Source organism: Streptomyces antnestii (assembly GCF_004005495.1).
Taxonomy (GTDB): domain Bacteria; phylum Actinomycetota; class Actinomycetes; order Streptomycetales; family Streptomycetaceae; genus Streptomyces; species Streptomyces antnestii.
Window position 1 is genome coordinate 1 of the sequence record NZ_RZYA01000025.1, and the last position, 23,453, is coordinate 23,453.

At 71.2% G+C, this 23,453-nt stretch carries 22 protein-coding genes and 1 tRNA gene; 12 read left to right on the plus strand and 11 right to left on the minus strand.

The genetic code is table 11. The annotated features are described in order from the left end of the window. Positions 1–145: 145 nt before the first annotated feature. Together EOT10_RS34890 and EOT10_RS34895 are read right to left on the minus strand one after the other, a co-directional pair. A complete protein-coding gene (locus tag EOT10_RS34890) occupies positions 146–373 on the minus strand; it encodes a DUF3263 domain-containing protein (protein ID WP_127832402.1) in 228 nt (75 codons plus the stop codon). Positions 374–382: 9 nt separating this feature from the next. Further along, positions 383–1,645 (minus strand): extracellular solute-binding protein, encoded by a 1,263-nt coding sequence (locus EOT10_RS34895; protein WP_488803556.1) that lies wholly within the window; start codon positions 1,643–1,645, stop codon positions 383–385. A gap of 258 nt (positions 1,646–1,903) precedes the next feature. Here EOT10_RS34895 and EOT10_RS34900 point away from each other — a divergent pair, with 258 nt between their 5' ends. The 3 genes from EOT10_RS34900 (at position 1,904) to EOT10_RS34910 (ending at position 5,109) form a co-directional block, all read left to right on the plus strand. Then, on the plus strand, positions 1,904–2,947 hold the full coding sequence (locus EOT10_RS34900; RefSeq protein WP_127832404.1) for an ROK family protein: 1,044 nt from the start codon (positions 1,904–1,906) through the stop codon (positions 2,945–2,947). Continuing rightward, positions 2,947–4,092 carry an N-acetylglucosamine-6-phosphate deacetylase gene (gene nagA / locus EOT10_RS34905; RefSeq protein WP_127832405.1) on the plus strand — a complete coding sequence of 382 codons (1,146 nt, stop codon included), beginning with the start codon at positions 2,947–2,949 and terminating at the stop codon, positions 4,090–4,092. The genes EOT10_RS34900 and nagA overlap by 1 nt, the downstream gene beginning before the upstream one ends. Positions 4,093–4,176: 84 nt before the next feature. Continuing rightward, entirely contained in the window at positions 4,177–5,109 is a 933-nt protein-coding gene (locus tag EOT10_RS34910; protein WP_127832406.1) for a 1-phosphofructokinase family hexose kinase, read from the plus strand. Between the two features lie 170 nt (positions 5,110–5,279). Here the strand turns inward: EOT10_RS34910 and EOT10_RS34915 are convergent, their stop codons facing one another. Together EOT10_RS34915 and cdgB are read right to left on the minus strand one after the other, a co-directional pair. Further along, on the minus strand, positions 5,280–6,263 hold the full coding sequence (locus EOT10_RS34915; protein WP_127832407.1) for a carbohydrate-binding protein: 984 nt from the start codon (positions 6,261–6,263) through the stop codon (positions 5,280–5,282). 100 nt (positions 6,264–6,363) lie between these two features. Further along, positions 6,364–8,070: a diguanylate cyclase CdgB gene (gene cdgB, locus EOT10_RS34920; RefSeq protein WP_127832408.1), complete on the minus strand. Its 1,707-nt coding sequence runs from the start codon at positions 8,068–8,070 to the stop codon at positions 6,364–6,366. Positions 8,071–8,544: 474 nt separating this feature from the next. On the opposite strand from cdgB, the gene EOT10_RS34925 reads away from it, so the two are divergent. Next, on the plus strand, positions 8,545–9,036 hold the full coding sequence (locus EOT10_RS34925) for a flavin reductase family protein (RefSeq protein WP_189492505.1): 492 nt from the start codon (positions 8,545–8,547) through the stop codon (positions 9,034–9,036). Positions 9,037–9,160: 124 nt separating this feature from the next. Here EOT10_RS34925 and arfB read toward each other — a convergent pair whose 3' ends face one another. Next, positions 9,161–9,598: an alternative ribosome rescue aminoacyl-tRNA hydrolase ArfB gene (gene arfB, locus EOT10_RS34930; RefSeq protein ID WP_127832410.1), complete on the minus strand. Its 438-nt coding sequence runs from the start codon at positions 9,596–9,598 to the stop codon at positions 9,161–9,163. A 192-nt stretch (positions 9,599–9,790) separates the two neighbouring features. Between arfB and EOT10_RS34935 the strand changes: the two genes are divergently transcribed. Together EOT10_RS34935 and EOT10_RS34940 are read left to right on the plus strand one after the other, a co-directional pair. Beyond that, positions 9,791–10,366, plus strand: coding sequence for a TerD family protein (locus EOT10_RS34935; protein WP_127832411.1), 576 nt, complete (start codon positions 9,791–9,793; stop codon positions 10,364–10,366). 486 nt (positions 10,367–10,852) lie between these two features. Continuing rightward, positions 10,853–12,409 carry a M4 family metallopeptidase gene (locus EOT10_RS34940; RefSeq protein WP_127832512.1) on the plus strand — a complete coding sequence of 519 codons (1,557 nt, stop codon included), beginning with the start codon at positions 10,853–10,855 and terminating at the stop codon, positions 12,407–12,409. A 37-nt stretch (positions 12,410–12,446) separates the two neighbouring features. On the opposite strand, the gene EOT10_RS34945 is transcribed toward EOT10_RS34940, so the two are convergent. The 3 genes from EOT10_RS34945 to EOT10_RS34955 form a co-directional block, all read right to left on the minus strand. Then, positions 12,447–13,826, minus strand: coding sequence for a M1 family metallopeptidase (locus tag EOT10_RS34945; RefSeq protein ID WP_127832412.1), 1,380 nt, complete (start codon positions 13,824–13,826; stop codon positions 12,447–12,449). A gap of 74 nt (positions 13,827–13,900) precedes the next feature. Next, positions 13,901–14,497: an ankyrin repeat domain-containing protein gene (locus tag EOT10_RS34950; RefSeq protein ID WP_127832413.1), complete on the minus strand. Its 597-nt coding sequence runs from the start codon at positions 14,495–14,497 to the stop codon at positions 13,901–13,903. Between the two features lie 306 nt (positions 14,498–14,803). Further along, positions 14,804–15,355, minus strand: a complete 552-nt coding sequence (locus tag EOT10_RS34955) for a GlcG/HbpS family heme-binding protein (protein WP_127832414.1) — start codon at positions 15,353–15,355, stop codon at positions 14,804–14,806. A gap of 470 nt (positions 15,356–15,825) precedes the next feature. On the opposite strand from EOT10_RS34955, the gene EOT10_RS34960 reads away from it, so the two are divergent. The 3 genes from EOT10_RS34960 to EOT10_RS34970 all read left to right on the plus strand — a co-directional run bounded on the left by EOT10_RS34960 (position 15,826) and on the right by EOT10_RS34970 (position 18,326). Next, positions 15,826–16,977: a sensor histidine kinase gene (locus EOT10_RS34960; RefSeq protein ID WP_223281391.1), complete on the plus strand. Its 1,152-nt coding sequence runs from the start codon at positions 15,826–15,828 to the stop codon at positions 16,975–16,977. Continuing rightward, positions 16,974–17,621 carry a response regulator gene (locus EOT10_RS34965; protein ID WP_127832416.1) on the plus strand — a complete coding sequence of 216 codons (648 nt, stop codon included), beginning with the start codon at positions 16,974–16,976 and terminating at the stop codon, positions 17,619–17,621. Before EOT10_RS34960 ends, EOT10_RS34965 begins: the two co-directional genes overlap by 4 nt. A gap of 195 nt (positions 17,622–17,816) precedes the next feature. Further along, positions 17,817–18,326: a hypothetical protein gene (locus tag EOT10_RS34970; RefSeq protein ID WP_127832417.1), complete on the plus strand. Its 510-nt coding sequence runs from the start codon at positions 17,817–17,819 to the stop codon at positions 18,324–18,326. A gap of 26 nt (positions 18,327–18,352) precedes the next feature. Here the strand turns inward: EOT10_RS34970 and EOT10_RS34975 are convergent, their stop codons facing one another. Next, positions 18,353–19,054: a pentapeptide repeat-containing protein gene (locus tag EOT10_RS34975; RefSeq protein WP_127832418.1), complete on the minus strand. Its 702-nt coding sequence runs from the start codon at positions 19,052–19,054 to the stop codon at positions 18,353–18,355. A 41-nt stretch (positions 19,055–19,095) separates the two neighbouring features. Beyond that, complete coding sequence (locus EOT10_RS34980; protein WP_127832419.1) at positions 19,096–19,569, minus strand: GNAT family N-acetyltransferase; 474 nt, start codon at positions 19,567–19,569, stop codon at positions 19,096–19,098. A gap of 114 nt (positions 19,570–19,683) precedes the next feature. On the opposite strand from EOT10_RS34980, the gene EOT10_RS34985 reads away from it, so the two are divergent. Continuing rightward, a complete protein-coding gene (locus EOT10_RS34985; RefSeq protein WP_317617383.1) occupies positions 19,684–20,364 on the plus strand; it encodes a rhomboid-like protein in 681 nt (226 codons plus the stop codon). Positions 20,365–20,375: 11 nt separating this feature from the next. Then, the gene (locus EOT10_RS34990; protein WP_127832420.1) at positions 20,376–21,797 is read left to right on the plus strand and encodes an NAD(P)/FAD-dependent oxidoreductase; all 1,422 of its coding nucleotides are present in this window, start codon (positions 20,376–20,378) and stop codon (positions 21,795–21,797) included. A 47-nt stretch (positions 21,798–21,844) separates the two neighbouring features. On the opposite strand, the gene EOT10_RS34995 is transcribed toward EOT10_RS34990, so the two are convergent. Next, a tRNA-Thr gene (locus tag EOT10_RS34995) sits at positions 21,845–21,922 on the minus strand. A gap of 132 nt (positions 21,923–22,054) precedes the next feature. On the opposite strand from EOT10_RS34995, the gene EOT10_RS35000 reads away from it, so the two are divergent. Then, a complete protein-coding gene (locus EOT10_RS35000; protein ID WP_223281372.1) occupies positions 22,055–23,302 on the plus strand; it encodes an RNA-guided endonuclease InsQ/TnpB family protein in 1,248 nt (415 codons plus the stop codon). Positions 23,303–23,453 lie beyond the last annotated feature (151 nt).

Here is a 23,453-nt window from a genome sequence, read left to right on the forward strand (position 1 = left end):
GAGGAAGGAGCCCACGCGGTGGGGGCACCTCCCAGCGGTAGCTGGGGGAGTAGGCGACTGACGACAACGCCGCGAGGTGCGGTGCCAGGCCCCGCGAGCCCGGCATGATCCAAACGAGAGGCCCTAGTCGTGGGCCTCGGCCGGGTCAGCGTTCCGCGCGCCGGGCGTCCCGTACGCGGCGCAGCCGGTTCACGGTGACGGGGTCGTGGGCGAGGGCCCTCGGGTCGTCGAGGAGCGCGTTGAGCAGCTGGTAGTAGCGGACCGGGGCGAGGCCGAGCTCCTCGCGCACGGCCCGCTCCTTGGCTCCGGCCGACGCCCATCCGCGCCGCTCCAGGGCGAGAACGCCCTTCTCCCGCTCCGAAAGTTCGCTCATACGGCGACGCTACTCCGCGTTCTCCGCCCTGTCGGCGGCGCGCTGGAGGCTGCCGAGGGTGGCGCCCGGGTTGCCGTGGGGGCCGACGGCCGTGCCGATCTCGCGCTTGATGCCCGCGCTGACCTGGGCCCAGGACGTCTTGCCGACTGGGTAGAGCTGCGAGTTCGGCAGCGCGTCCAGGAACTTCGAGAGCTTCTGGTCGCGCGGGTCGCCGGACATCGCGTCGGACGCGGAGTGGGTGACCGGCAGGAGGTCGTACTCGCGGGAGAAGTCGAGGACGTTCTTCTCGCTGTAGACGAAGTCGAGGAACTTGCCTACCTGCTCCTTGTGGCCGTTCTGCCGGAACGCCGTCATCCAGTCGGCGACGCCCATCGTCGACCTGGCCGGGCCGTCGACGCCGGGCATCGGCACCATGCCGAAGCTGACGCCCTTCTTGGCCGCCATCCGCATCAGCGTCGGGTGGCCGTTGAGCATGCCGACGTCGCCGCGCGTGAACGCCGCGAAGGCCGCCGCGCGGTCGAGCTCGCCGGGCGGGGTCGGACCGGTGAGACCCTCGCCGACCAGGTCGTTCTTCAGCCAGTCGAAGGTCTTGACGTTCTGCGGGGAGTCGAGGCTGTAGTCGCCGACGTCGTCCGTGTACCCGGAGCCGCCGCTCAGCATCCACATCATGGTCTCGGCCTGCGCCTCCTCCTTGCCCAGCGGCAGCGCGTACGGGATCTTCACGCCGCGCGCCTTGAGGACCTTGGCGTCGGCCTGGAGCTCGGCCCACGTCCGGGGAGGGGTCAGAGCCGCCTTGGCGAAGAGGGCCTTGTTGTAGAACAGCAGCCGCGTGGAGGCCGCGAAGGGCATGCCGTACTGGACCCGGGCGACGTCACCGGCGTCGGCGAGCTGCGGCAGGAAGTCGGACTGCACGGGGATGGAGAGCAGGTCGTCCGCGCTGTAGAGCTTGCCGCGCGCGGCGTAGTCGGAGTACGCGCCGATCTGCGCCATGTCCGGCGCGTGGCCGTCGGCGACCAGCTTCTTGACCTTGGCATCGACGTCGCTCCAGGAGTAGACGCTGACGTCGACCTTGATGCCGGGGTTCTTCTTCTCGAAGGCGGCGGCCAGCCGGTCCCAGTACTTCTGGGAGCTGTTCGCCGGGGAGTCGCCGTAGTCGGCGGCGACCAGCTTCAGGGTCACGTCGTCGGATCCCGGGCCTGTGCAGGCGGCCAGTGCCGCCGCCATGCCGAGCGCGGTCACCGCCGCCGTCAGACCTGTCATGCGCCGCTGCACAGCCCGTTTCCCACCCTCTTGGACACCGGTCTCGACACCGGTCTCGACACTGGTCGTAGACACCGGTCGTCGACACCGATCGTTCGGATATCGGACCAAGAGCATCAAGGTCCGGACACCAGGTCTACACCACTCGGCCACCCGGCCCGCAACGGGCCTCCGCCACAGCACCCGGAAACGAATGATCGGCACACATCGACGCAAGATCCATGCAAGTGGACTAGACCTCTATTGGGTTCAGGCGCGAGACTGTCCCCCGTGAGACATGTCATCGCCCTCGATGTGGGCGGCACCGGAATGAAGGCCGCCCTGGTCGGGGCCGACGGCACCCTTCTCCACCAGGCGCGGCGCGCCACCGGCCGGGAGCGCGGTCCCGACGCGGTCGTCGAGACCATCCTCGCCTTCGCCGCCGACCTGCGGGCGTACGGCGAGGAGCACTTCGGGGAGCCGGCCGCCGCGGCCGGCGTCGCCGTGCCCGGCATCGTCGACGACGAGCACGGCATCGCCCTGTACGCGTCGAATCTCGGCTGGCGCGACGTGCCGATGCGCCGCCTGCTCAGCGAGCGGCTCGGCGGCATCCCCGTCGCCCTCGGCCACGACGTGCGCACCGGCGGCCTCGGCGAGGGGCGGCTCGGCGCGGGCAAGGGCGCGGACCGCTTCCTGTTCGTGCCGCTCGGCACCGGCATCGCGGGCGCCATCGGCATCGCGGGCCGCATCGAACCCGGCGCGCACGGCTCCGCCGGCGAGATCGGACACATCGTCGTACGCCCCGGCGGCACGGACTGCAGCTGCGGGCAGCGCGGCTGCCTGGAGCGCTACGCGTCCGCGTCGGCGGTCTCGCTCGCCTGGGCCGAGGCCACCGGCGACCCGGACGCCGACGCGGCGGACTGTGCCAAGGCCGTCGAGTCGGGGGACCCCCGGGCGCGGCAGGTCTGGCAGAACGCCGTGGACGCGCTCGCCGACGGGCTCGTCACCGCGCTCACTCTGCTGGACCCGCGCACCCTGATCATCGGTGGCGGACTCGCCGAGGCGGGGGAAACCTTGTTCACACCCCTGCGGGCCGCCGTCGGGGAACGCGTGACGTTCCAGAAGCTCCCCACGATCGTCCCGGCGGCCCTCGGGGACACCGCCGGCTGCCTGGGCGCGGGCCTGCTCGCCTGGGACCTGCTCGACCGTTCCACCGGCTCCACGCCCACCACCGGCACCGTGCCCACCGACCCGAAGCCCGCCGGTGCCACGCCCACCGCCGATGCCACGCCCACCGGCCCGAAGCCCACCGACTCCACGGAGGTAACCGCCTGATGGCCGCTCTGCATGTTCTCTCCGGCGCCCGCGTCGTCCTGCCGACCGGCGTCGTCGAGGACGGACGCGTGATCGTGGACGGCGCCCGGATCGCCGGCGGCGCGCCGGCCGGTGCCCCCTCCACCGATCTCACCGGCCACTGGGTCGTCCCCGGCTTCGTCGACATGCACAACCACGGCGGCGGCGGGGCCTCCTTCACCTCCGGCTCGATCGACGACATCCTCAAGGGCGTCCGCACGCACCGCCGGCACGGCACCACGACGACGGCCGCGTCCTTCGTCACCGGCGAGACGGACTTCCTCGTACAGCGGGCGGGCCTGCTGTCCGAGCTGGCGGAGCAGGGCGAGATCGCCGGCATCCACTTCGAGGGCCCGTTCATCTCCCCGTGCCGCAAGGGCGCCCACGACGAAACGCTCCTGCGCGACCCCGACCCCGCCGAGGTCCGCAAGCTGATCGACGCGGCCCGCGGCCGGGCCAAGATGGTCACCCTCGCCCCCGAACTCCCCGGCGGCACCGACTCCGTACGCCTCCTCGCCGAGCACGGCGTGATCGCGGCGATCGGCCACACCGACGCCACGTACGAGCAGACCGTGGAGGCCATCGACGCGGGCGCCACCGTCGCCACGCACCTCTTCAACGCGATGCCGGGCCTCGGCCACCGCGCACCCGGGCCGATCGCGGCGCTCCTGGAGGACGAGCGGATCACCGTCGAGCTCATCAACGACGGCACGCATCTGCACCCGGCCGCCCTGGAGCTGGCGTTCCGTCACGTGGGCGGCGGGCGCGTCGCGTTCATCACCGACGCCATGGACGCGGCGGGCTTCGGCGACGGCCGCTACATGCTCGGCACCCTGGAGGTCGAGGTGAAGGACAGCGTCGCGCGGCTCGTCGAGGGCGACTCCATCGCCGGCTCGACGCTCACCCTCGACCGCGCCTTCAAGCGGGCCGCCACCATCGACAAGGTGCCCGTCGAGGACATCGTCCGCGCCATCTCCGCCAACCCCGCGCGCCTCCTCGGCGTGGACGACCGGGTCGGCTCCCTCGAACCCGGCAAGGACGCCGACCTCGTCGTCCTGGACGAGGCCTTCGAGCTCAAGGGCGTGATGCGCAAGGGCGAGTGGGTCGTGGCACCCCGGCTCGATTGAGGTCTGGGCCTACCGCCGGGTCTTTGGCATGATCAGGCCGCGTTACTGAAGGTAGTCCCGAACTGAGGGGTGGGCTGGGGTCTCGTGATCCTCACGGTCACACTGAACGCCGCGCTCGACATCACGTACGACGTGCCGGCACTGCGCCCGCACACGTCGCACCGCGTCACCGAGGTCACCGAACGCCCCGGCGGCAAGGGCCTCAACGTCGCGCGCGTCCTTGCCGCTCTCGGCCATGACGTGACCGTCACCGGCTTCGCGGGTGGCGCCACCGGCCGCACCCTGCGGGAACAGCTCGCGGACACCCCCGGCGTCCGGGACGCCCTCGTCCCGGTCGCCGGCGCCACCCGCCGCACCATCGCCGTCGTCGACGCCATGACCGGCGACACGACGCAGCTCAACGAGCCGGGCCCCCTCATCACCCCCGGGGAATGGTCCGCGTTCACCGAGGCCTACGACGAGCTCCTGAAACCGGCGTCCGCGGTCGCCCTGTGCGGCAGCCTCCCGCCCGGCGTCCCGGTCGGCGCCTACGCCCAGCTGGTCCGCGCCGCGCGCGCCGCCGGCGTCCCCGTACTCCTCGACTCCTCCGGGGAGCCCCTGCGCCGGGGTCTCGCGGCCCGCCCCGACGTCATCAAGCCGAACGCCGACGAACTCGCCGAGCTCACCGGCTCCCACGAGCCGCTGCGCGCCACCCGCGACGCCCGCCGCCGCGGCGCGCACGCCGTCGTCGCCTCGCTCGGCGCGGAGGGCCTCCTCGCGGTCACCCCGGACGGCAGCTGGCGCGCCCCCGCCCCCGACCGCGTCAAGGGCAACCCGACGGGCGCCGGCGACTCGGCGGTCGCGGGCCTGCTCTCGGGCTACGTGGAGAACCTGCCGTGGCCGGACCGCCTGGCCCGCGCGGTCGCCCTGTCCGCGGCGACGGTCCTCGCCCCGGTCGCGGGCGAGTTCGACCGAGCGGCGTACGAGGACCTGCTCGGCCGGGTCACGGTGACCCACCAGACGCAGACAGCGGCCTAGGGCGTGTCCGGCGGATCAGGGCCGGACAGGTCACGGCGTCTGGCGCCGTGCGAAGGGGGGCACCTCCCAGCGGTAGCTGGGGGAGTCGCGACCCCGGCCATGACCCACCAGACGCAGACAGCGGCCTAGGGCGTTCCCGCCCCGGCCGCTGTCGGTCGAGCATTACCGGCTCAGCCGTTGCCGCCCTTGACCAGCCACATCTGGTCGAAGTTGGCGTCGCACTGGTTGTCCTGCCCGCACGAGATCGTGATCGCGTTCGTGCCCTTGCTGAGCTGGACGGCCGCCCAGGTGTTGGTCCAGCCCTTCTCCCAGTCGCCTTCCTTGGCGCCGGCGAAGTTGGTCATGTTCAGCGGACGGGTCTGCGCCTTGCCGTTGACCGTGATGGTCGCGTTCGCGTCCTTGCCGGGCACGCCGTAGTTCACGCGCAGGCTGTACGTGCCGTCCTTCGGGATGCCGTTGACCGTCCAGGTGAGCGTGGCGCCCACCTGGTTGAAGCCCTGCACGTAGACGCCGCCGTCGGCCTTCGCGCCCGGGACCGTCGACGCGGTCGACGTGCCGCCGTCCAGCTTCAGGGTCTTCGCGTCCGTCTTCGGCAGGTCGACCGGCTCGTCGGCCTTCTTGGTGGCCGTCTGGCTCGGCTGGACCGACTGGGAGCCGCCGGACGGCGTGGCGCCCGCGTCGGCGCCCTTGTTGTCACCCTTGTTGTCGCCGCCGAGGACCGCGACACCGATGCCGATGACCACGGCCGCCACGACCGCGAGCGCGCCGATCAGCAGGCCCTTGGTGTTGGGCCCGCGGCCCCGGCCGCCACCGCCGTCGCCGCCCCGCATCGAGGGCGTCACCGTGGTGGGCGCGCCGCCGGGCAGTGTCTCGGGCGCGGAGTAGTGGGCGTTCGGCTGCCCGTAGGCCTGGGTCTGCTGCGCGGGCGCCTGCCCGTACGCGGCGGTCGGCGCGGGCTGCTGCCCGTACTGCGGCTGCTGCCCGTACTGGCGCTCGCCGACCGGCCTGACCTGGTGGTAGGACCGGGGACCCGGATAGCCGTAGCCGCCGCCCCCGCTGGGCGGTGTCGCCCCGGCCGCCTGCCCGTCGGCGTACAGATAGCCGAACGGGTCGTCGTCCTCGGGCGTGCTCGCGCCGTTGTCAGCGGGCGCCATCCCTGATCACTCCCTACGTATCGCTTTACCGTGGCGAGCGTACCCGCTGGGAGTAGTCCTAAGGGGTGGCGTTGACCTCACCGATACCTGCGGAACGAGATCATCCGGCCCGTCGGTGCTGCTTGGCACGCGATCGTTTCTCGATGTACATCCGCTGGTCAGCTGATTTCAGGACCTCGTCCGCCGTCATCCCGCAGTGGGCCCAGCCGATGCCGAAACTGGCTCCCACCCGGACCGCTCTCCCGTCGACCCGGATCGGCGGGATGATCGCGTTCCGCAGGCGGACCGCGAGGTCCTGGGCATCGGCCCGGCCGAGCCCGTCGGCGAGTACGACGAACTCGTCGCCGCCCAGCCGGGCGACCGTGTCACCGTCGCGGACGCCGCTGGTCAGACGGCGTGCGACCTCGATCAGGACGGCGTCACCGGTGTGGTGCCCGAACCGGTCGTTGATCGACTTGAAGCCGTCCAGGTCGCAGAAGAGGACCGCGAGACCCTTCGTGCCGTCGTCGTCGCCCTCCCCCTCGGGCGCGACGATGTGGACGTGGTGGTCGAAGCCGAAGTCGTCGTAGATCCCGGACCGGCCAGGACCACCGCTCTGGCCGGCCGCCGCGGCGGCGGCGCCCGCGAAGTCGAAGCCGTGCCCGTGCGGGTCGTAGGAGCCGCTCCTGCGGTCCCCGTACGCGGCGTCCAGGGAGTCCACGGCGCTCGGCTCGGGCAGCTGCGGGCGGCGGCACAGACGGGCGGACAGGCGTGAGCGCAGCTCCGCCGAGTTCGGCAGGCCGGTGAGGGAGTCGTGGGACGCGCGGTGCGCGAGGTGCAGCTCGCGGCGCTTGCGCTCCTCGATGTCCTCGACGTGCGTGAGCAGGAAGCGCGGCCCGTCGGCGGCGTCGGCCACCACGGAGTTGCGCAGCGACACCCATACGTAGGTGCCGTCGCGCCGCCCGAGCCGCAGCTCGGCCCGCCCGCCCTCGGCGGAGGTGCGCAGCAGGGTGCCGATGTCCTCGGGGTGGACGAGGTCGGAGAAGGAGTAGCGGCGCATGGCCGAGGCGGGGCGGCTGAGCAGCCGGCACAGGGCGTCGTTCGTCCGCAGGATGCGCCCCTGCTGGTCGCCGCCCATCTCGGCGATGGCCATGCCGCTGGGCGCGTACTCGAAGGCCTGCCGGAACGACTCCTCGCTGGCGCGCAGGGCCTGCTGCTCGCGCTCCAGGCGGACGAGGGCGCGCTGCATGTTGGCGCGCAGGCGGGCGTTCGTGATGGCGATGGCGGCCTGGAACGCGTACATCTGCAGGGCCTCGCGGCCCCAGGCGCCGGGGCGCCTGCCGTTGCGCGGGCGGTCCACGGAGATCACGCCGAGCAGCTCGCCGTGGGAGCCCCCGGCCGCGTACATGGGGGCGAAGAGGCGGTCCGAGGGGTGCCACTCGTCCTCGAAGCGGGGCTGCGGCCCGGCAGTGTGCCACTGCGGCACGTCGTCCTCGTCGAGGACCCAGCCCTCGGTGTGCGGGATGAACCGCAGGTCGCCCCAGGCCTCGCCCATCGAGAGGCGGCGGTCCCAGGAGGCGCGGGAGCCGATGCGTCCGGTGATGAGGGCTTCGGCGGAGGAGTCGCCGGAGAAGGCGGCGACGACGAGATCACCGTCGGGGCCCACGAGATTGACGCAGGCCAGCTCGTATCCCAGACCGTTCACGACGCCGTCGGAGACGGTCTGCAGGGTGTCGGCCAGGCTGCGGGCGGTGTTCATGTCCGCCATCACCTGGTGAAGCTGCCGCAGGGTCGCAAGACGGACGTACGGCTCCGACTCGGTCTCCATGCTCAGCTCTCCCCGAGACCTCGACAGCACTCCAGAATTCTGATCGCCGATTCCGCACGTGCGGATGCACGCTCTTGTTGCAGTGTCTCCGCCACTGAATCACAGCGAGCTGTCCACTCGGTACACAGGGTCAACAATATCTGCCTCCTGTGACTCAAGTCACAAGGGAAGATGAAGCATTGGGGAGCGCTCCCGCGCGCCGACGGTGCATTTCCTGAACACAGGACCCACGCCTGGCGCCCCCGCAAGTCACCCGATCCCGAATAAATCGGGGCGAAATCCATCAGAGGTCCTAGGACCTGCCTCGGCCCCTGGCCCGATGTGGCGGCGCGCGCCCCCGGTTAGCGTCGACGTGTGCTGAAGACTTCACCCCCGCTGAACCCCCTCCCGCTCGTCCCCTCACCCGCGCCCGCCCCCTCACCCGCCTCCGCCGGGCATGCTGAAGGGGTGAGCAACGACGAGTTCCGCGCGGCCATGTCCCGACTCGCCGCGGGCGTGGTCCTGGTGACCGCGCGTGAGCTGCCGCTCGACCCGGACGACCCGTCGTCACCCCTGGGCGAGGACGTCGGCATGACGGCGACGGCGTTCCTGTCGGTCTCCCTCGACCCGCCCCTCGTCCTCGTCAGCCTGCGCAACGGCTCCCGCATGGACGACCTGCTCGACGAGCAGCCCCTGTGGGCGGTCTCCGTGCTCTCCGAGAGCCAGCGCCACGTCGCGGGCCGCTTCGCGATGAAGGGCCGCATCAGCGACCGCCTGCTCTTCGAGGACATCCCGTACGTGCGCGGCGAGGTCTGCGGCGCGCCCCTGGTGGGCGGCGCGCTCGCGACGCTGGAGTGCCGGACGGAGCAGCGGGTGGTGGCCGGTGACCACACGCTGGTGATCGGCCGGGTCCTCACGGCCTCGCTGCCCAGCGGCGACGGCGGGCCGCTGACCTACTTCCGCGGGAAGTACCGGCAGTTGGGGTGACCGGCCGGGAGTTCGGCTGACCGGCCGCGCGTCGGGGTGACCGGCCGGGAGTTCGGGTGACCGGCCGCGCGTCGGGGTGACCGGCCGGGAGTTGGGTCCCGGCCCCGATCAGCCCCAGCGCCACTCAGTCCCAGCCCCGCCCCGACCGTCCCCGCTTGGTGTCCGACCGCGCCTTCTTGTTGCGCAGGCGGCGCTCGTTGATGCCCCGGGGGATCCGGGTCGCGCGGCGGGGCTTGGGCGGCGGGGCGGTGGCCTCGGCGAGGAGGGACGCGAGGCGTACGGCGGCGGTCTCGCGGTTGCGCCACTGGGACCGGTGCTCCGAGGAGCGTACGGAGACGACGCCGTCGACGAGGCGGGAGGCGAGCCGCTCCAGGGCCCGCGCCTTCCACACCTCGGGCAGCGCCTCCGTGTTCGCGAGGTCGAAGCGGAGCTCGACCTGGGAGTCGCTGGTGTTCACGTGCTGGCCGCCCGGCCCGGACGACCGCGAGAATCGCCACTGGAGCTCGGCCTCCGGAAGGACCACCGAGCCGCGGATGCAATAAGGACCGGACATGCGTTCCATGGTCGCGCCTGAGCGGGGATGACGTCACCCCCTTTTAGATCAGGTAAAGAAAGTAAAGGCATCTGGAACCCTGGATCCGCCGTCGGCGTTCATAGGGGTACGAGTAGCTTCGTCCGCGAAGCGCACCGCACCGCATCACCCCGCATGACCCCGCATCACTTCGCATCACTCACGAGGGAAGGACTCCCCACAATGGCTGTAAGCCTGTCCAAGGGTGGCAACGTCTCGCTCACCAAGGAGGCTCCGGGCCTGACCGCCGTCACCGTGGGCCTCGGCTGGGACGTCCGCACCACCACCGGCACCGACTTCGACCTCGACGCCTCCGCCATCGCGGTGAACACGCAGGGCAAGGTCTACTCGGACGGCCACTTCGTCTTCTTCAACAACAAGCAGACCCCGGACCAGACCATCGTCCACACCGGGGACAACCGCACGGGCGAGGGCGCCGGCGACGACGAGGCGATCAACGTCAACCTGGCGGGCCTCCCCGCCGACATCGACAAGATCGTCTTCCCGGTCTCCATCTACGACGCGGAGACCCGCTCGCAGAACTTCGGCCAGGTGCGCAACGCGTACATCCGCATCGTGAACCAGGCGGGCGGGGCCGAGGTCGCCCGTTACGACCTCTCCGAGGACGCGGCCACCGAGACGGCCATGGTCTTCGGCGAGCTGTACCGCAACGGCGCGGAGTGGAAGTTCCGCGCGGTGGGCCAGGGTTACGCGTCGGGCCTCGTCGGCATCGCGCAGGACTTCGGGGTGAACGTCTGAGCCGAAAGGCTCAGTTGACCCTTTTCGGGCCAGTGTGAAGGGCCCCGGCCGGAGGACATCCGGCCGGGGCCCTTCCGCGTGCGCTCACCGTCATCCTCTCGCACCCCGCGCTCCCACCCCGGCTTTTCCCACGGGACCACTCCCGCTTTCCCCACGGCCTGCCCCCCTTTCCCTTTCCCCACGGCCTGCCTCCCCTGCTCTCCCCACGGCCTGCCCCCGCTTTCCCCGCAGCCCGGCGCTTCCCTGTCAAGCAGCGAATAACGGACAGGCGCCACCCGCATTCGGACACGAACTGGCAAATCTTTGACGGATCTCTGTCAAAGATCGCGTGTCCGGTGTCACTCTCTCCCCGCCCCCACCCGACGGGTCACCTCCCACGGGTCGTTGGACACTGAAGGAGTCCGAGTGACGCACCAGTCCCCTGCTCCCCGCACCTCCGGCCGCAAGACAGCCGCCCGCGCCACCGCGTTCGCCGCCTCGGCCGCGATGGTCGTCCTGGCCCTGCAGAGCGGCACCGCGGCGACCGCCGCCAACCGCACCGCAGGCGCCACCGCCGTACCGCTCAGCGCGTCGCAGCGAGCCACTGCCCTGCACGACGCGCAGGCCGACGCCCCGGCGGCCGCCCGCCGCCTCGGGCTCGGCAGCGGGGAGAAGCTCGTCGTCCGCGACGTCGTCAAGGACGCGAACGGCACGACCCACACCCGCTACGAGCGCACCTACGACGGACTCCCCGTGCTCGGCGGCGACCTCGTCACCCACGTCGCCAAGAACGGCGACCTCAAGGGCATCTCCAAGGCGCACAAGGGCGCGATATCCGTGGCGTCGACGGACGCCGGACTCGCCCCCTCAGCCGCCAAGAAGTCGGCGCTCTCGGCCTCGGACGCCAAGAAGGCCACCGCGAAGAACATCCGCAAGGTCGTCTGGGCCTCCGGCAGCAAGCCGGTCCTCGCCTACGAGACGGTCGTGACGGGCACTCAGGCCGACGGCACCCCGAGCCAGCTGCACGTCATCACCGACGCCGCCACCGGCAAGAAGCTGTACTCGTACGAGGGCATCGAGAACGGCACCGGCACCAGCGAGTACAGCGGCACCGTCACGGTCGGCACCACCCCGGCAGCCGGCGGCGGCTTCGACCTCGTCGACGGCGGGCGCGGCGGCCACAAGACGTACGACCTGAACGGCGGCAGCACCGGCACCGGCACGCTCTTCCACAACGCCACCGACGCGTGGGGCGACGGCACGCCGGCGAACCGCCAGACCGCCGCCGTCGACGCCGCGTACGGCGCCGCCGAGACGTGGGACTTCTACAAGACCGCGTTCAACCGGAACGGCATCGCGGGCGACGGCAAGGCCGCCTACTCGCGCGTCCACTACGGCAGCGCGTACGTCAACGCCTTCTGGGACGACAGCTGCTTCTGCATGACGTACGGCGACGGGACGAACAACACCCACCCGCTGACGTCCCTCGACGTGGCCGGCCACGAGATGAGCCACGGCCTCACCGCGGCCACCGCGAAGCTCAACTACAGCCGTGAGTCGGGCGGCCTGAACGAGGCCACCTCCGACATCTTCGGCACGTCGGTCGAGTTCTTCGCCAACAACAGCAGCGACGTCGGCGACTACCTCATCGGCGAGAAGATCGACATCCGCGGCAACGGCACCCCGCTGCGCTACATGGACCAGCCCAGCAAGGACGGCTCCTCCGCCGACTACTGGAACAAGCGGGTCGGCAGCCTCGACGTGCACTACTCGTCAGGCGTCGCCAACCACTTCTTCTACCTCCTGAGCGAGGGCAGCGGCACCAAGACCATCAACGGGGTCACCTACAACTCCCCGACCTCCGACAACTCCACGCTCACGGGCATCGGCCGGGACAAGGCCCAACAGATCTGGTACAAGGCCCTCTCCACGTACATGACGTCGACGACGAACTACGCGGGGGCGCGCACCGCCACGCTCCAGGCGGCGGCCGACCTGTACGGGGCGAACAGCGCCGAGCAGAACGCCGTCGCGGCGACCTGGACCGCGGTGAACGTGAAGTAACGGCAGCTACAGGGAAGTTCGGCCGGGCCGCCCGTCACTACGGGTGGTCCGGCTTTCCGTTGCCGTACAGCCAGTCGTCCCAGACGGGCCGCAGATCCTTGCCCGGGTTCTGCTTCTCCACGTACGCGGTGAAGTCGGCCGTGTCCGCGTTGCCGTAGCGGTGCGCGGCGGGCCAGCTCTTCAGCAGGGCGAAGAACCGGGCGTCCCCGATCGTCTCGCGGATCTTGTGCAGCACCATCGCCCCGCGCTGGTAGACGGGCGGGTCCGAGATGTGCGCGGCGCCCGACGGCTTCCCGGGCGGGAACGCCCAGATCGGGTCGTCGGCGTCCTTCGCGTAGTAGTGGTCGAAGGACTCCTGGGCGCTGTCGCCGTCGTGCTGCTCCTCCCAGAGCCATTCGCCGTACGTGGCGAAGCCCTCGTTGAGCCACATGTCGCGCCACGACTTCGGCGTGACCGAGTCCCCGTACCACTCGTGCGCCAGCTCGTGGACGAGGGTGGGGAGCTCGGGGGTGCCGGGGAAGACCGGCCGGTTCTGGGTCTCCAGGGCGTACCCGGAGTCGCCGTCCCGGTCGATCACGGCGCCGGTCGAGGAGAAGGGGTACGGCCCGAAGGTCTTCGTCTCCCACGCGATGACGTCAGGGATCCTGGCCATGACAGCGGCGCTCGCGTCCGCCACGTCCGGGTTCACGGCGGTGTAGACGGGAAGCCCGTCGGGCGTCTTGTACGCCTTGATGTCGAACCTCCCGATCGCCACCATCGCCACGTAACTCGCCATCGGCTGCGCGGTGTGCCAGTCGAACGTCGTCCGCCCGTCCACCGTCCGCCGCCGCGCCAACTCCCCGTTGGACACGGCCTCGAGGCCCTGGGGGACGGTGACGTGGATGTCGTACGTCGCCTTGTCGGACGGGTGGTGGTTCCCGGGGAACCAGGCCATGGACCCGGTGGGTTCGCCGAGCGCGAGGACCCCGTCCTTCGTCGGGAGCCATCCCTCCTCGGAGCCGTCCGGGTCGGTGATCGTCTCGGGGCTCCCGGAGTACGGCACGACCGTGCGGAACGTGGCGCCCTTCCGCAGAGGCCCGTCCGGACGGACCGTCAGCTTGTGCCCGGCCCGCTCGACCCGGGCCTTTCGCCCGTCGACGGTGACGCGGCCGACGGTCATGCCCTTGAGGTCGAGGTTGAACGCGCTGAGGTCCTGAGTGGCCCGCGCGGTGATCTCGGCGGTGCCCGTCAGGCGGTGCGGATCGTAGTCGAGGGTGAGGGAGTAGTGCGTGGCGTCGTAGCCGCCGTTGCCCATCTTCGGGAAGTACGGATCACGCACCCCCGACGCGCCGGGCACGCCGGCTGCGGAGCAGGCGGTGAGCGCGAGGGCGAGGGCGACGGGACCGGCCAGGGCTGCGGTCAGGCGAGGGCTGCGCACCCGGCGATCTTATGGGCGTATGCGGCGAACCGCTCCCTGTTGCGGCCGGTTTACGGCACGGCCACCGGCCCTTCTCACCGCACGGCCCTCAGCAGCCCGGCGATCTCCGTGAAGCCGCGTCGCTCGGCGTGCTCCAGGGCGGTGACGCCGTCGCCGTCGGGAAGACCGGGCGTGGCCCCGGCGGTGATGAGCAGTTCCACGATCTCCTGGTGGGCGCGGCCGCCGTCGCCGAGGATCACGGCTTCCAGGAGGGCGGTCCAGCCGAGCCGGTTGACGTGGTCGACGTCGATGTCGGTCTCGCGCAGCAGGGCGCGTACGTAGTCGACGTGGCCGCGCTCGGAGGCCGGGATGAGGGAGATGCCGCCGAAGCGGTTGCACAGCTTGAGGTCGGGACGCGCGGGAAGCAGGGCGCGCATCATGCGGACGCTGCCGGTGACGCCGGTGACCAGCCAGGGGCTGTCGTCCCGGTCGTCCTGCGCGTCCGGGTCGGCGCCGGCGGCGACGAGCGCCTCGGCGGCGGCCACGTGATCGCCGAGCGCGGCGAGCAGGAGCGGGGTGCGGCGGTGCCGGTCGCGGGCCTCGGTGCGGGCGCCGGCGGCGAGGGCGGCCCGCACGGCGTCGGCGTCGCCTAGTTCGGCGGCACCGAGCAGGGCGCGGTCTTCGGTGGTCATGGCGGCTCTCCTCTGCGCAGCGGTTCTCCCCGTCGTGGAGATCATGGCCGACGCGAACCGGCCGGCGGAGATCCGGGCGGCGCCGAACCTGGTGACGGAGATCCGGACAGCGGTCGGCAACGGCAGCGGCAACGGCATGACCGGGCTCCTTCCTTCCAGGGTCCAGGGGCGGCGGTTCTGGGTGGGGGTGGGACGTGGAGTGGGACGAGACCGGCGGTACCGGGCACGGGGGGGAAGCCGGATACCGCCGGGGTCCAAGAGGCAGGACCACGCGTGGGCCTTACGCGTGGGTCTTACGCGTGGGCCTTACTTGTTGAGGGCGGCCACGCCGGCCTGCGCGAACTTCTCGTCCAGGTCGCCGGAGGGCGCACCCGCGACACCGACGCCGGCGATCGGCGCGTTCTTGGCGGTGACCGGGGCGCCGCCCGCGAGGAACAGGGTGCCCGGGATGTCCTTCAGGGTCGGCGCGTTCGTGAGGCGCTTGGCCAGCTCGGACGTCGGGGCGTTCCAGGAGACGGCGGTGTACGCCTTCTTCACGGCCGACTCGTACGACTGCGGGCCGGCGCCGTCGCCGCGCAGGGTCACGATGGTGTTGCCGTTGCGGTCCACGACGGCCACGGAGACGCGCTGGTTGTCCTTCTTCGCGGCGTCGAGAGCGGCCTGCGCGGCCTTGGTGGCGGCGTCGATGGTCAGGTGGGTCGACGTCGTGGTGCTGCTCTCCTGGACGTTCGCCATGGGCGCGGCGGCCGGGGCGGCGCTCGCCGAGACGGTGCCGAAGGTACCGGCGGCCACGGCCGCGAGGACGGCGCCACCGGTGGCGATGCGGGCACGCTTGGAGAACTGGGAGATCTTCTTCATGGCTCGGCAACTCCTGAGAATCGTGGGCGGCGTCGCATGGACCGACGTCCGTCGCGGGTGTCCGGCGTTCCGGGCTTCGGGCGCCGGGTCCGGTGCGGACCCTGCTGTCCGGGTCCCGTCGACCGGGCGGCTTCTCGTTCTCGTCGCCGTCCCGCTCTGGTATCCATCCTGGGTCCGGAACCGGGTCCGGACCGTCGGCGTACCGGCTGGCCCCTGCGTCCCGAGCGGTGGACGCGGGGGTCAGCCGATCGGATGACCCCCGCTTCCGGCGGGTACCGGAGAATGGGAGTGTTTGCCCAGTTCATTCGGGGTTTTCGCAGCTACGAGGAGGTGTGGAAGCGGACATGCCCGCACACGAACGCCCGGCCGGCGGCCGAGGCGACGTAACCGAGATCTCTGGTGAGACCTCCGACGACGCCCTGCTCGAAGAGGCCGTCGTCGATCCCGACGCGCGCTGGCTCAAGGCAGTGATGCACGGAGCGTTCTTCCTGCTCCTCGGCTCATCCCTGGCCCGCTTCCTGATACGCCACAACAACGAGGAGCGCGTCCCCTGGATCATCGCGCTCAGCGTCGTACTGGCCGTGCTGTACGTCCTCGGCCCCGGCCGCGGCCTGCGCCTGACACCACGGACGCGGCTGCCGCGCTACGCCTGGCTGTTCGCGGTCGTCACCGTGTGGGCGGTACTCGTCGTGCTCGCGCCGAGCTTCGCCTGGTGCGCGGTGCCGCTCTTCTACACGGGCCTGCGCACCCTGCGCCCGCGCGCGGCGATCGTCCTGCTCACGCTGCTCGTCCTCCTCGTGGTCCTGGCCCAGCTGGAGCTGTCGGGCCGCTTCGACCCGGACCTGGTGCTCGCGCCGCCGGCCGTCGCCGCGATCGCCTCGGCGGTCTTCATCCAGATGGAACGCCAGTCGGCCCGCCAGCGCCGTCTCATCGACGACCTGATCCGCACCCGCCGTGAACTCGCCGCGTCCGAGCGCCGCGAGGGAATGCTGGCCGAGCGCCAGCGTCTGTCCATGGAGATCCACGACACGCTCGCCCAGGGCCTGTCCAGCCAGCAGATGCTGCTGCAGGCCGCGGAACGGATGTGGGGCGCCGACCCGGACAAGGCCCGCGCCCACGTCAGAACCGCCGAGTCCATCGCGGAACACAACCTCACCGAGGCGCGCCGCTTCGTGCACGACCTGGCGCCCGCCGACCTCGCGGCCGGCGGCGGCCTCGGCGAGGCGCTGCACGCGCTGGCCGCCCGCGAGTCCGGCGACCGGCTCACCGTGCGGGTCCACATCGACGACGGCGGCCGCCGCCCCGACCTGCCCGACCGGGTGCAGTCGGCCCTGCTCAGGATCGCGCAGGGCGCCCTCGCCAACGTCCGCGAGCACGCGGACGCCACCACCGCCGCCCTCACGCTCACGCTCCTCGACGACCAGGTCGTCCTGGACGTCGCGGACGACGGCCACGGCTTCGACCCGTCCGTCCTGCCCGGCACGGCGGCCGGGGTCCGCGGCCACGGACTGCCCGCGATGCGTGCACGCGTGGGCCAGCTCGGCGGCACACTGACCATCGAGTCGGTGCCCGGCGAGGGTGCCGTACTGTCCGCCGCCATCCCCCTGGAGACGCCACCATGACCGGCCCGGCCGCACCCCGCCCCGTCCGCATCCTCGTCTGCGACGACCACGTCGTCGTACGCGCCGGACTGCTCGCCCTGCTCGACAGCGCGCCGGACATCGAGGTGGTGGGCGAGGCGGGCACCGGCGAGGAAGCCCTGGCCCTGGCCTCGAAACTGGCGCCGGACGTCGTCCTCATGGACCTGCAGCTCGGCGAGGGAATCGACGGCGTGGAGACCACGCGCCGCCTCACCGCGGGCCCCGGCGACGCCCCGCATGTCCTCGTCCTCACCACGTACGACACGGACGCCGACATCACCCGGGCCATCGAGGCGGGCGCCACGGGCTACCTCCTCAAGGCGGAGCGCCCCGAGGAACTGTTCGCCGCGATCCAGGCCGCCGCCCAGGGCCGTACGACGCTGTCCCCGCCGGTCGCGAGCCGCGTCATGGCCCGCATGCGCAGCCCCCGCCCGTCCCTCACCGACCGCGAGCGCGACATCCTCGCCCAGCTCGCCCAGGGCCTGGGCAACCGGGACATCGCCCGCGCCCTGTTCATCAGCGAGGCCACGGTGAAGACCCACCTGGGCCGGATCTACGACAAGCTCGGCGTGGACACGCGGGCGGGCGCGGTCGCGGTGGCCAAGGAACAGCGACTGCTGGGGTGAAGGACCAGCGCCTGCTGGGGTGAAGGACCAGCGACTGCTGGGGTGAAGGACCAGCGCCTGCTGGGATGACGGGGAGCGACCTCCACCGGGGGCGTTGCCCAGCACGCACCGGCCGACGGACCCACGCCCCCAGACCCACGCCCCTGACCGACACCCCCCGGCCCCACGCCCCCGGCCCGTGACACCATCGGCTACGTGCTCGACATCGGCTACGCCCTCTCCCGCCGCTTCCCCGACCCCATCCAGCTGGACTACCGCCGCGCGGACGTCCACATGCTGCGCCACGACCTCTTCTGCGGCGACGTCTACCTCGCCGACACCAAGGCCGACCGCGAGCTGGCCACGGCCTGGGGATGGGTACCGGTCCTGGACTTCGCATGGGCGCTGTGCGACATCGTCGAGCAGCTGGACCGCGACCCGCGCGGCAGCCGCGCCTCGAAGCCGCAGTACGCCGAACTCGACTTCACCGAGTCGACGGACCGCATGCTCTTCGAACGCCGCTTCGGGTGGGTCGACATCGAGGCCGACTGGATGGAGGCCGACGAGCCGCCCCTGACGTTCTCCCACACCGAACTGCGCCGCGAGGCCCGCGACTTCCTGCACGACCTGATCGCGGACCTCACCGACCTGCACGAGGACCTGGCGGACAACCCGGCGATCTGGGACCTCCAGTCCCGCTTCCCCCGCGTCCCGAACGACCGCTGACACCCCAGCCCCCCCACGGGAAACCCCTACTCCACCCGCACCCCGATCTCCGCCGCGAACGCCGGCGCCAGGTCGAAGAGCTGGGCCGGGCTGATCACCGCCCCCGCCAGCCGGTCCACCCCGCGCGCGATGCTCAGCTCGGCCACGCCCCGCAGGTCCACATCCGTCAGCACGGCGCCGGTCAGATCCGCGCCCCGCACCACACAGCCCTGGAACTCGACCCGGTCCAGGCGCGCACCCCCGAAGTCCGGCTCCACCAGCACACACCCGTCGAAGACGACGTCCTTCAGGCGCGCCTTGCGCAGGTTCAGATACTCGATCTTGCCGCCGCGCACCACGACCCGTTCGAGCACGCTCCCGTGCAGCTGGACCCCGCCGAGCCGGGCGTCCACCACCTCGACGTCCCGCAGCGTCGCCTCCGCGAGGTCCGTGCCCACCCCCCGGATGCCCGTCAGCACGGAGTCGAGGACCCGGGCCCGCGTCAGCCGCGCCTCGTCGAACCCGCACCCCTCCAGCGCGCAGTCCATGAAGGTGGCGCCGCCCCCGTCCTGCCCGGTGAAGTCCGCCGCCGTGAACTCCACCCCGTCGTAGTCCCCGTCCGGCTCCAGCTCGCCGCCCGTCCAGGGCGCCAACGGAGGCAGCCGCACCTCGGGCCTCCGCGCCTTCTTCACCGCCGCCGGTTTCGCCGACGACGACTTCACCGGCCTCACCACTCGCTTCTCCGCCATGCCCCCATGCTGCCCGCCCCCACTGACAATCGGGGCACCGCCTACGAACCGAGCCGGGCCAGCGCCTCGTCCGTCAGCCGGTACACCGTCCACTCGTCCTGCGGCGCGGCGCCGAGGGCCTTGTAGAAGTTGATCGACGGCTCGTTCCAGTCGAGGACCGACCACTCCAGGCGCTCGTACCCGCGCTCCACGCAGATCCGCGCCAGCTCGGTCAGCAGTGCCTTGCCGTGGCCGCCGCCGCGGGCCTCCGGCCGTACGTACAGGTCCTCCAGGTAGATGCCGTGCACCCCGCGCCACGTGGAGAAGTTCAGGAACCAGAGGCAGAAGCCGACGGGCTCGCCCGTCGTGTCGTCCTCCGCGATGTGCGCGAACGCGGCCGGCCGCTCCCCGAACAGCGCCTCCCGCAACTGCTCCTCGGTGGCCCGCGCCTCGTGCAGCGCCTTCTCGTAGTCGGCCAGCTCACGGACCATGGCGTGGATGACGGGGACGTCGGCGGGAGTGGCGGTACGAATCATGACCGCAGGCTAACCAGTGCGGCCCCGCACCCGAGTACCGGTACCGGTACTCGACCAGGCCGACCGGAATGTCGATCACCCGGACGACCCTACGCGCATGCCTGAATGCCATACATGCGCCGATTCAGCCGATTCCGCCGAGCCGTTTGGTCCTACGTGCGCCACGCCCCCGGCACCTACATCTGGCTCGCCGCCCTGTTCGTCACGACAGTCGCCCTGCACCACATGAGCCCCCACTTCGAGCAGGAGTTCCTGCGGCAGCGCTCCACCAACCTCCACGAACTGTCACGGAACCCGGCCCGCGTCCTCGTCACCTCGGCCTTCTGGATCGACGGCAGCCACTGGTGGCCGTACGCCGCCCTCTACACGGTGTTCCACGCACAAGCCGAACGCTGGCTCGACACCTGGCGCTGGCTCGCCGTCGTCGCGCTCTCCCACGTCCTGGCCACGTTCATCAGCGAGGGCGCGCTCCTCTGGGCCATCCGCCACGCCCACGTACCCGCCTCGTCCGTCAACACCCTCGACGTCGGCGTGAGTTACGCGCTCGCCGGCGTCGTCGGCATCCTCACGTACCGGCTCGCCCCGCCCTGGCGCCACCTCTACCTCGCCGCCGTCCTGGTCATCTACGGCGCGCCGCTCATCACCGGCCGCACCTTCACCGACCTCGGCCACTTCACCGCCGTCCTCATCGGCCTCGCCTGCCACCCCCTCACCCGCGACCGGGGCGCCCCCGTGAACCCCCTGACCCTCCTGCACCCACGCAAGGACTCCCCGAACCCCCTGTCGGAGCGCTAACGTCCGGGGCCATGAGCAGCGAGAACGGCACCCACGGCGCCCAGGCCACCGTCAACGGCGGCATATCGTTCTGGTACGCGGACGACGGCATCCCCACCGCCCGCGAACCCCTGCCGGGCGACGCGTCCGCCGACGTCGTCATCGTCGGCGGCGGCTACACGGGCCTGTGGACCGCGTACTACCTGAAGAAGGCCGCACCCTTCCTCCGCATCACCGTCCTCGAACAGAAGTTCTGCGGCTATGGCGCGTCCGGACGCAACGGCGGCTGGCTCTACAACGGCATCGCGGGCCGCGACCGCTACGCGAAACTCCACGGCCACGACGCGGCCGTCCGCCTCCAGGAAGCCATGAACGACACGGTCACCGAGGTGATCCGCGCCGCCGCCGAAGAAGACATCGACGCCGACATCCACCACGGCGGCGTACTCGAAATCGCCTACACACCCGCCCAGTTGGCCCGCCTCAAGGCCTTCCACGCGGCAGAGGTCGCCTACGGCGAGAAGGACCGCACCCTGCACGGCGCCCGCGAGACCGCCGAACGCGTCCGCGTCTTCGGCGCCGTCGGCTCCACCTGGACCCCCCACGGCGCCCGCCTGCACCCCGTCAAACTCCTCAAGGGCCTCGCAGCCGCCGTCGAGGAACTCGGCGTCACGATCCACGAGTCGACCCCCGTCACCGAGATCAAACCGAAGCACGCCGTCACCCCCTACGGCACGGTCCGCGCCCCCTACATCCTGCGCTGCACCGAGGGCTTCACCGCCTCCCTCAAAGGCCAGCGCCGCACCTGGCTCCCCATGAACTCCTCCATGATCGCGACGGAGCCCCTCTCCCCCGCCCAATGGGAGTCCATCGGCTGGGAAGGCCGCGAAACCCTCGGCGACATGGCCCACGCCTACATGTACGCCCAGCGCACCGCTGACGGCCGCATCGCCCTCGGCGGCCGGGGCATCCCCTACCGCTACGGCTCCCGCACCGACAACGACGGCCGCACCCAGCCCGCCACCATCGAGGCCCTGCGCGCCATCCTCACCCGCTTCTTCCCCCAGCTCGCCTCCGTCGCCGTCACCCACGCCTGGTCCGGCGTCCTCGGCGTCCCCCGCGACTGGTGCGCCACGGTCACCCTCGACCGCGCCACGGGCCTCGGCTGGGCGGGCGGCTACGTCGGCTCGGGCGTCGCCACCACCAACCTCGCCGCCCGCACCCTGCGCGACCTGGTCCAACAGGACTCCGGCCAGTCAGGCCCCACGGACCTCACCACCCTCCCCTGGGTCAACCACAAGGTCCGCAAGTGGGAACCCGAACCCTTCCGCTGGCTCGGCGTCCACGGCATGTACGCCACCTACAACGCAGCCGACCACCGAGAACTCACCACCCACACCACCACGGACTCCCGCCTGGCCAAGGCGGCGAACCGAATCGCGGGCCGCGCCTAGCATCGAAAAGGCCCAGGTCACACCCGTGACCTGGGCCTTTCTCCTCATGGAGCCCCCTGTCGGATTCGAACCGACGACCTCGAGATTACAAATCACGCGCTCTAAACCAACTGAGCTAAGGGGGCATCGCGCGCTACAAAGCCGCACACGAAGGCGGCACCACTGTACACAGCCTCTGAACCCGCCGTCGCAAGCACCAGACTCGCAAGGCCACACCCCTGAAGAGCCACGTCAAAGCTCTGGGCGCCCAGCACCGCGTGTACCGCTACCGCTGCTATCCGACCGAGGAGCAGGCGGCGCAGTTGTCGAAGACGTTCGGTGCGTGCCGTTGGGTCTACAACGAGGGGCTGGCGCTGCGGCAGAAGGCGTGGCGTGAGTATCGGGTGTCGGTGGGTTTCGCGGAGACGTGCCGGGCGTTGACGGGGTGGCGGCAGTCGGTGGAGATGTCGTGGTTGCGTGCGGTGTCGTCGACGGTGCTGCAGCAGCCGTTGCGGCATCTGCAGGCGGCGTTCCAGGGGTTCTTCGACGGCTCGGCGAAGTATCCGAAGCGGAAGAAGAAGGGGCGTTCGCCCGATTCGGCGACGTATATGCGTACGGGTTTCAGCTGGAGGGAGGATCCGGAGCGGCCGGGGACGAGGGCGGTGAAGCTTGCTCTGCAGCGCGAGCCGTTGGATGTGCGGTGGTCGCGGCCGCTGCCAGCCGGTGACACGCCGTTGCGGTTGACGATGTCGCGGGATCGGGCGGGGCGTTTCTTCGTGTCGTTTCTGGTCGAGGAAGTGGTCCCCGCACTGCCTGCGGTGTTCGTCGCGGGGACGCGGGAGCCGCAGGCGGTGGGGCTTGATCTGGGGTTGGCGTCGTTGGTGACGCTCGATGACGGTACGAAGGTGGATCATCCGCGTCTGCTGCGGCGGTACCAGGCCAGGCTGAAGCGCTTGCAGCAGGAGCTGCACCGGAAGAAGCTACGGTCACGGAACCGGGAGAAGGTGCGCCTGAAGATCGCGCGGCTGTACGCGCTGATCAGTGATGTGCGCAGGGACATGCTGGATCAGCTCACCACCCGCCTCGTGCGCGAGAACCAAGTGCTCGTGGTGGAGGATCTGTCTGTGGCGTCCCTGATGGCTGCGGGGAAGGGAAAGGGCCGGCGGCGTAAGGCCCGGTTGAACGAGGCGATCAGAGATGCGTCGTGGGGCACGTTGTTGCGCATGCTCACGTACAAGTGCGAGTGGTACGGGCGGACGCTGGTGGTCGTGGACCGGTTCTTCCCCTCGACGCGGCGGTGTTCCGGGTGTCATGCCGTGGGGCCGAAGCTGGATGTGTCGGTGCGGCAGTGGGCGTGTACCGAGTGCGGGGCGCAGCATGACCGGGATGAGAACGCGGCGGTGAACCTTCGCGACGAGGGGATGCGCCTGTACTGGCAGGTCTCGATTTCGTTGCCGCCCGGCAGCAAGGCCCCGGCGTTGATCAAGGCGTCCGAGTTGTCGAAGGAGATTCGACTGGCCGCGTAGGGCGGCGACAGCGGTACGGACCGATGGGCCGTCGGCCGGAATGCCTGTGGAGTTCACATGAGACCGTGCGGGCAGTGGGAAACCTGCCGCTCCACGGCTGTGAACCGTGAAGCAGGAAACGTCGCTCGCCAAGGCGGCAGGGTCAATCGGA

What these genes read in the sequence shown, in the direction of transcription:
- EOT10_RS34890 (WP_127832402.1), bottom strand. Translation starts at nt 373, where the DNA reads ATGAGCGAACTTTCGGAGCGGGAGAAGGGCGTTCTCGCCCTGGAGCGG.
- nagA (WP_127832405.1), top strand. Translation starts at nt 2,947, where the DNA reads ATGGCCGCTCTGCATGTTCTCTCCGGCGCCCGCGTCGTCCTGCCGACC.
- EOT10_RS34915 (WP_127832407.1), bottom strand. Translation starts at nt 6,263, where the DNA reads ATGGCGCCCGCTGACAACGGCGCGAGCACGCCCGAGGACGACGACCCG.
- cdgB (WP_127832408.1), bottom strand. Translation starts at nt 8,070, where the DNA reads ATGGAGACCGAGTCGGAGCCGTACGTCCGTCTTGCGACCCTGCGGCAG.
- EOT10_RS34925 (WP_189492505.1), top strand. Translation starts at nt 8,545, where the DNA reads ATGTCCCGACTCGCCGCGGGCGTGGTCCTGGTGACCGCGCGTGAGCTG.
- arfB (WP_127832410.1), bottom strand. Translation starts at nt 9,598, where the DNA reads ATGGAACGCATGTCCGGTCCTTATTGCATCCGCGGCTCGGTGGTCCTT.
- EOT10_RS34935 (WP_127832411.1), top strand. Translation starts at nt 9,791, where the DNA reads ATGGCTGTAAGCCTGTCCAAGGGTGGCAACGTCTCGCTCACCAAGGAG.
- EOT10_RS34940 (WP_127832512.1), top strand. Translation starts at nt 10,853, where the DNA reads ATGGTCGTCCTGGCCCTGCAGAGCGGCACCGCGGCGACCGCCGCCAAC.
- EOT10_RS34950 (WP_127832413.1), bottom strand. Translation starts at nt 14,497, where the DNA reads ATGACCACCGAAGACCGCGCCCTGCTCGGTGCCGCCGAACTAGGCGAC.
- EOT10_RS34955 (WP_127832414.1), bottom strand. Translation starts at nt 15,355, where the DNA reads ATGAAGAAGATCTCCCAGTTCTCCAAGCGTGCCCGCATCGCCACCGGT.
- EOT10_RS34960 (WP_223281391.1), top strand. Translation starts at nt 15,826, where the DNA reads ATGCACGGAGCGTTCTTCCTGCTCCTCGGCTCATCCCTGGCCCGCTTC.
- EOT10_RS34965 (WP_127832416.1), top strand. Translation starts at nt 16,974, where the DNA reads ATGACCGGCCCGGCCGCACCCCGCCCCGTCCGCATCCTCGTCTGCGAC.
- EOT10_RS34975 (WP_127832418.1), bottom strand. Translation starts at nt 19,054, where the DNA reads ATGGCGGAGAAGCGAGTGGTGAGGCCGGTGAAGTCGTCGTCGGCGAAA.
- EOT10_RS34980 (WP_127832419.1), bottom strand. Translation starts at nt 19,569, where the DNA reads ATGATTCGTACCGCCACTCCCGCCGACGTCCCCGTCATCCACGCCATG.
- EOT10_RS34985 (WP_317617383.1), top strand. Translation starts at nt 19,684, where the DNA reads ATGCGCCGATTCAGCCGATTCCGCCGAGCCGTTTGGTCCTACGTGCGC.
- EOT10_RS34990 (WP_127832420.1), top strand. Translation starts at nt 20,376, where the DNA reads ATGAGCAGCGAGAACGGCACCCACGGCGCCCAGGCCACCGTCAACGGC.